The 7,298-nt window shown below is 46.2% G+C and carries 5 protein-coding genes and 1 tRNA gene; 4 read left to right on the top strand and 2 right to left on the bottom strand.

Going from position 1 to position 7,298, the window contains the following annotated elements:
* Positions 1 to 815 precede the first annotated feature (815 nt).
* Together HYR79_10315 and HYR79_10310 are read right to left on the bottom strand one after the other, a co-directional pair.
* Positions 816 to 2,276, bottom strand: a complete 1,461-nt coding sequence (locus HYR79_10315) for a putative DNA binding domain-containing protein (protein MBI1822088.1) — start codon at positions 2,274 to 2,276, stop codon at positions 816 to 818.
* 476 nt (positions 2,277 to 2,752) lie between these two features.
* Positions 2,753 to 2,839, bottom strand: a tRNA-Leu gene (locus tag HYR79_10310).
* Between the two features lie 311 nt (positions 2,840 to 3,150).
* Between HYR79_10310 and HYR79_10305 the strand changes: the two genes are divergently transcribed.
* The 4 genes from HYR79_10305 to HYR79_10290 all read left to right on the top strand — a co-directional run.
* Entirely contained in the window at positions 3,151 to 3,630 is a 480-nt protein-coding gene (locus HYR79_10305; protein ID MBI1822087.1) for a MarR family transcriptional regulator, read from the top strand.
* A 15-nt stretch (positions 3,631 to 3,645) separates the two neighbouring features.
* The gene (locus HYR79_10300; protein ID MBI1822086.1) at positions 3,646 to 4,986 is read left to right on the top strand and encodes a TolC family protein; all 1,341 of its coding nucleotides are present in this window, start codon (positions 3,646 to 3,648) and stop codon (positions 4,984 to 4,986) included.
* Positions 4,987 to 5,001: 15 nt separating this feature from the next.
* Entirely contained in the window at positions 5,002 to 5,991 is a 990-nt protein-coding gene (locus tag HYR79_10295; protein ID MBI1822085.1) for an HlyD family secretion protein, read from the top strand.
* 6 nt (positions 5,992 to 5,997) lie between these two features.
* On the top strand, positions 5,998 to 7,298 hold a 1,301-nt coding region (locus HYR79_10290; protein MBI1822084.1), incomplete at its 3' end, for a DHA2 family efflux MFS transporter permease subunit.

The raw sequence follows: 7,298 nt of genomic DNA, 5'->3' as shown, positions 1-7,298 counted from the left end.
TGTTTTGATCAATAATAGCGCGATCATTTTAACATACGACTATATGTTTCTCAACTGAAAACGGTTATCTTCAGGTGCATAAATTCGTTTTCTACACGGACTATCAAGGGTTTTCTGCATTTTCGTTCAGACACTAACTAGAAAATGAAAATTCCGGGGACATCATACGTATTGATTGAGAAAAATAAGTTGGAAATAATTCGTTCCAAAAAATGAGAGAAATTCCGGTGACACAATACTTATTTATTGACAAAATAAGTTGATATTAACCTGTTGTCAAAAAGGGGAGATCACCGAATTTGGTTTTCAAAAATTTTTCACTGACCAATATTGCAGGTTTCGGTATTCCTTATTTTTCCCGCCTTTCAAACTTTCGGAATAGTGAATTTTATAAATCTCCAGAAGGGGGAAATTTAGGTTTTCTGTGTCAATTTCTGTGTCTGATTCCTAAGCTGACGCAGAAAACAATCCTTATAATATGAGGAGTTATGATTTTTTCTGTGTCAATTTCTGCGTCTAATTTCTGTGTAAACCCGGTTTATAGATCACTTGAGATTTTTACGATAGTCGGTTTTCTGTTTTTTTTTCAGGTCAACGGAATAAGCAATTTTCTTCCCGTGGATATCGTAAGTCTGATTAATCAGGCCTCCAATTTCAAATCTTGAATTTACAAGTTTCATTCAAATGATCATGAAGTCTTCGGTGTCTCAATGGTCAGTTACACACAAGAACTTATAAATATCATTTAAAAACAATAAGTTATGCTGTTTTTAGGTTCAAAATAGTTTCTATAGTTACATCTTGCTACATACAATCTATGCCCAAAAAGGCACATAGGTTGCGTCCCGTTTCGAACCGCTACCTTCTGCATGGGCCTTAATTAACTCGACTTCAAGGGCATCCTTAATAATGCGGGACGCCAGAGGGTAGTTTGAATCTTTGATGCCTAATCGTTTGCGAAGAGTGGCATTGGACATCCGTTTGCCGGAAACATAAGAAAGGCATGCATGCTGGTAGCACGCTCGAATCCGCTCCCACTTGTCCATGAGAGAAAATTCGCGGGGACCATATAGAACAGCAACTGTGCTATCTCCGGTAGCTCTGAAATCCGGGGCAGGAAGCTGAAAGATTTCAACTTGAGAAATTACCTTATCTATACCGCTTCCCCGCTCCTCACAAATCTTCATTCTACGCATCAAGGACGCCAGTAGTTCGTTCCGTGAACGGGGCGGTTCATCAATGAATCTGAGTGCATCAATAAGCGGAAGACCCGGATTGGATATTTCCATACGATCTGTAAAAACTTCGATCATGGGCCCTGAGCCTGTAATATTGAAGTCCTGGTGAATTAGCGCGTTTGCAACTAATTCTCGGATCGCAATTTCCGGATACCTGCGGACTTCTCTCCTAAGAGCTTGACCTATTTTTTCATTTTGGGGAAGCTGATCGTTGATATATGCAATAGTTGCTTCGAAACCGATGGCGTATCCCTTAACCACTCTTTGTTCCTTGACAGCTTCAACTCGATTCTCTCCTCGATAAATAATTACTCGAATAGTCTTTCTGGACAACCGGTTAAATTTATCGAGGTCATGCGCAAAAAGAATTGCTCCTAAGTTTGAAATATTGTAGCGGCTTCCGGGCATTGGAAATATCATTTTCTCAGAGATTAACCGCTCAAGAATGGCATTCCGATTATCCGGTAACGGCTGGTCCATTAATCGGAAATAATTCGGATAGTCAATAAGAGAAAGAACATCGTCGGAGGTAACATTTTCTACAGCAACACCTATTTCAAAAGAGGTCCGCTGGAATATTTGCCAGAGTTGCCGTTCTTTTTCAGGGTGGTCCTGGAGTTTTTTCTTATAGCTCCCTATACGAACAAATTCTACTCCCCTAAACCGGACCGGCCTGCTAAAAGCGGGTTGGATTTCAAAAAGAACTATCGATTTACTATCTATTTCCCCTTCACGAATACGTACGTCAATACTGGGATCTAATTGTGTTAAAAGCCAATTTTCTAACTCTTCATTCCCAACTTTCGCTTCTCTGGGACAAAATGTTGTGCCAATGATCTGCCGCGATCTGTCATCAACTCCCCAGAGAATATAAGCACACGACTTCCCATACAAGGCAGCCGAATTAGATAGAGCCGAAATATACTCACCTATTTCATTGGGGTCTGAATTGTTATGTTTAAACTCAACCCATTCTGTTTCTTTGGGAATATTTACGAGTTCTCGCACAAGAGTACGCAGTTCTAGTTCTTCTTTCATCCTGTTTTCCTGAGAGATCGGAATAGCATGAAGAATCCAATCTCAGATTTTCAGGCCCTGATCCTTTTCTTGCCCGGAATTACTTCTGACTTAAATTGTCATTAAAATTAACACTCTCGCAAGGGAAAATCCACTTATGATTGTGGGCTTTGGGGAGAAGCTGACTGTTGCAGTATTCTGTTCCTGTAAATATCCGTTTTGCCTTTATAAAGAAACTTAAGGCTCGAATTATTGCCACCATCGGAAAAGAACTCTAAATGAAAAAATATAAACCTTTAATTTAAAAATCCACAGAAACTCTATTTCGATTGCTCTTGAAACGGAATGAGATCACAGGGGGATATTTGGGGGGAAGACTATGCAGATAAAATAGACCGTGGTTTGATTAATTAATATCGTGGTTCTGGGGCCTCTTTGGGGCCTCAAAAAATCGATACTATAAAACATCTAAGCTATTGATTTTATTAAAATTTAAATGGTGCCGAAGGGGGGACTCGAACCCCCACGGGGTCACCCCCACTAGACCCTGAACCTAGCGTGTCTACCAATTCCACCACTTCGGCATTGATTAAAACGACTGTATAAGAAAAACTACTACTGATAAAACCTGGCTGCGTTGCAGAACCACTTCGCGCAGCAAGCTCAGTGACCACCCCGGCATTGATTGAAGGTCGTTTATTTTAATATAAATCTTGTCAGATTGGAATAGATTCCTTTAAAAATAATATCGGAAGGTCATCATGTAAATAAACTTGTCATATTGACAATTAAATTGACAATATGGGTTTGGGGTGGTAACTTTTTTTATCATCCACATGAATTCTTAACCCGATTGGGCTCATTGAAGATAACCGCAAATTCCAAAAAAAGAAAGATGGATCCATCCATCCCCCCTGGGGACTCCCCTCTGGAGTCGGTCATTAATGAAACAGTCTCGCTTTTTTACCGCTTAAAGGTCGTCGCGGAGCAAATTCACCATCAGGGAGAAACATCGGGCCCAAAACGGGGGATCCTGAAAATCCTTGACCGCCTCGGACCGCAGACCGTTCCCCGGTTGGCCCGTGCCCGGCCGGTTTCCCGCCAGTACATTCAGACCTTGATTAATCAACTGGCCAAAGGGAATTTTGTCGAGTTCGTTGAAAATCCGGCTCACAGGCGCTCTCCTCTGGTCAGTTTGACCCCGAAGGGAAAAGAATTTCTCGATGCCATGGCCCAGAGAGAGATTGAGCTCCTCGAACAGATCAAAATGAATTCTTCCGAAAAAGAGCTGAAGAACACGGCGAACGTTTTACGAAAAGTCAGGGAATTATTTGAAAGCCGTCAATGGGAACAGCTATTAAAAAAAGACCATTAACTTTTAAGAAATAAAATGACAGCAAAATTATTTTTCATCCCGGCCTTCACCCTGTTGATCTTCTTTCCTCTTCAGGTGATGGATGCCCAAAGTCAGACTCAAGGAGGAGAGCCTCCCCGGCTTTCCCTGAAAAACGCCCTTGAACTAAGTCTGAAAAACAGCGCCAGGGTCTCTATCGGAAAACAAAAGGTCATCGAGAAGGCCTCTCTCCGCCTGGGAAGCCGATCCTCTTTTCTCCCAAGACTTTCCCTGAATGTCTCCGGAATGGACGCCACCCGGAACTTAAAAGCCCAGGGGGTTTCTTTTCCCGGCGCACCCGATAAAGTTGGCCCCTTCAGCACGTTCGACGCCCGGTTGACTTTGAATGAAACCCTCCTGAACCTCAGCCTTTTAAACCAGGTTTATGCCGCCGGTGAAGAGACCCGGGTTGCGGAATTGGAGTTGAGCCAGGCCGAGAGCGATCTTTTTTATCAGACCACCGTTCTGTTCCTCAATACGCTCCGGAACGAATCGGCCGTGCAGGCCGATCAGGCCAATGTCGACTTATCCGAGGAGCTCCTTAAATTTGCCGAACATCAAAAGAGTTCCGGTATCGGGACGATTCTTGATGTCACCCGGGCCAGAGTGAAACTGGCCGAAGACCGTCAACGGCTGATTACCACCCTGACTCAGAAAAGCGATGCCATCCTCGTTTTGCAAAAACAGATCGGGGTTCAACAGGGAGAAAACCTCTCTCTGGACGACCATGACCTGTCCGGTCAGGACTTTCCGGAACTTAAAGAGAGTATTCAGACCGCTTTGTTGAAGAGAAAAGAGGCCGCCATTCAATCTCAAAGAGAGAGAGTCAAAGAGATTCAATTTAAAGCGGCCTCCGGAGAAAAATATCCTTCCATTAATCTTTTTGCCGATTACGGCGAAATCGGGAATGGAGTGACAGATGCTTTTCCCACTCATACCTTCGGGATCACGCTCAATTTGCCCCTTTATGACGGCCAGAGCCGGAAGGCAAAAGAAGATGCCGTCATGAGCCAGCTCCGGCAGGAGCAATTTAAAACCAGAGAGTCGGCTTCACAGATTGAGCTCGAAGTCCGGCAAATTTACAACGCCCTGAGCACGGTCAGAAAACAGCTGGAGGTCGTCAAAGAACGGCTCTCTCTGGCCGAGAAAGAGCTTCTCCTGGCCCAGCACCGGTTTGAAAACGGGATCGGAACCCACATTGAGCTGGTGACGACCCAGACTTCCCTGACCGAAGCGAGAGAAGCTCTGGTCGAAGCCCGGTTTCAGGTTCAGGCAGGCATTGTGAAATATTATTATGTGACGGGTCAGATGGATTATTTCTTTTCCCAGTTACCCTAAAAGGAAGGAAAATTTGTGAATAAAAAAATTAAATTATCCATTCTTTTTCTACTGATCCTTGGGGGCGTTCTCTGGGGAGTCTATTATTATCAGCGCTCTCAAACCTTCATGACCACCGATGACGCCCAGATCGAGGGAGACATCTATCCGGTTATTCCCAAAGTTCCGGGATACATCGCTCAGGTTCTGGTCAAAGACAACCAGGAGGTCCAGCCGGGAGCCCCTTTAATGACGATTGAAAGCCGGGATTACGAAATTCATGTCGAACAGGTCAAAGCCGCTCTCCAGGCCGCCAGCGCCACCTTGTTCGCCGCTCTATCACAGGTCCAGCAATATATTTCAGAAAGCGACGCCTCACGAGCCAATTACCAGAAATCCCTGAGCGACCTCAGACGGTATAAGCCTCTGGCTGAAAATGATGAAATCTCCCATCAACAGCTTGAAGAAGCGGAGCGGGCAAACGCCTCCAATGCTTCAAAGCTCAAAGCGCTCGAACAGCAGATTGTCTCCGTAAAAGCCCAGGTCAGGCTTGCCGAAGCTAAAGTCGCCGAAGCCGAAGCCAATCTGAACAATGCGGAACTCCAGCTTTCATACACCCATATCGTCTCCCCCGTCGCGGGGAGGGTCACCAAAAAAAATGTTCAACCCGGACAATGGGTCCAAACCGGCCAATCCCTCATGGCCATTGTTCCGCTGACGAATCTCTGGGTTCTGGCCAATTTCAAGGAAACCCAGACAGGCCGGATGCGCTCCGGGCAGGAGGCCACCCTGACCGTCGACTCTTATCCGGGGATCGTCTTCCATGGCAAAGTCGACTCTATTTCCGCCGGCACAGGGGCGCGGTTTTCCCTTCTTCCGCCTGAAAATGCCTCCGGGAATTTTGTTAAAGTGGTCCAGAGGGTGCCCGTCAAGATCCTGTTGAACGAAAAGGATTTAAAAGATCATCCCGAGGCGGTCCTCCGTCCCGGGATGAATGTCAGCGCCTCCGTTCATATTCCTTCCTGAGAAAAGATGACTTCACCTTCCGTCCAGAATAAAACAAACCCTTTTATCATTGCCCTTTCGGTCATGCTGGGGACCTTTATGGAGGTTCTCGACACCACCGTGGCGAATGTCGCGCTCCCTCATATCGCGGGGGCCTTATCCGCGGGGATTGATGAGAGCACCTGGATCCTCACCTCTTATCTGGTTTCGAATGCCATCATTCTCCCGGTCTCCGGGTGGTTTTCAAGCCTGATCGGACGGAAAAGGTTTCTTTTGATCTGCATTTTTTTGTTCGCGGTCAGTTCGGCCCTTTGCGGCTTCGCCCCCAGCCTTCCGATGCTCGTCTTTTTCAGAGTCCTTCAGGGCATTGGAGGAGGCGCCCTGCAGCCGGTCTCTCAGGCGATCTTGTTTGACGCCTTCCCGAGAGAAAAACAGGGAATGGGAATGGCGATTTACGGGATGGGGGTGGTTTTTGCGCCGATCATCGGGCCGACCCTGGGAGGGTGGATCACCGATAACTTTTCCTGGAGATGGATATTCTTTATCAATATCCCGATCGGGGTTTTATCGCTATTTCTGGTCCAGACCTTTGTGGAGGACCCTCCTCATTTTAAAAAGAGCCTTTTTAAAAATGTCGATTATATCGGCCTGGGGCTCCTCGCAACAGGTTTGGGCGCCCTGCAAATCATCCTGGATAAAGGAGAAAGAGAAGCGTGGTTCGATTCTTCATGGATCATCACGTTATCGTTCGTCACGGTTTTTGCGCTGTTGCTCTTTTTAATCTGGGAGTTAAAGAACAAAAACCCTGTACTTCAGCTCCGCCTCTTTAAAGACCGGAACTTAACCTCGGGCGTTCTGCTGATGTTTGTTCTCGGGTTTGTCCTCTACAGTTCGCTCGCCCTTCTGCCGATCTATGTTCAGACCCTTATGGGCTACTCGGCGATGCAGAGCGGCCTTGTCCTTACCCCCGGCGGGATTTCGGTTTTACTGATCATGCCTTTCGTCGGAAGGTTTGTCGGGATCATCGATACGAGGCTCATGGTGACCCTCGGCCTCTTTATTACAGCCACCTCCCTCTTTCAAATGTCCCATTTCAATTTGAACGCCGATTTCTGGACGATTACCTGGCCCCGGATTATCCAGGGGTTCGGACTGGCATTTCTTTTTATCCCCATTAACGTCGTTTCGCTTTCTTACCTTCCAAAGGATCAGATAGGCAACGGGACAGGGCTGATGAATTTGATGCGGAACCTGGGAGGGAGTTTCGGTATTGCGGTTGTCACCACCCTCCTTGCAAGGAGGTCGCAGTACCATCAAATGACGCTGGG

The organism is Nitrospirota bacterium (assembly GCA_016178585.1).
In the GTDB taxonomy this organism is placed as follows: Bacteria; Nitrospirota; Nitrospiria; order JACQBW01; family JACQBW01; genus JACOTA01.
Note: the sequence above shows the minus strand (reverse complement) of the source record. Positions and strands in the feature narration are given on the sequence as shown.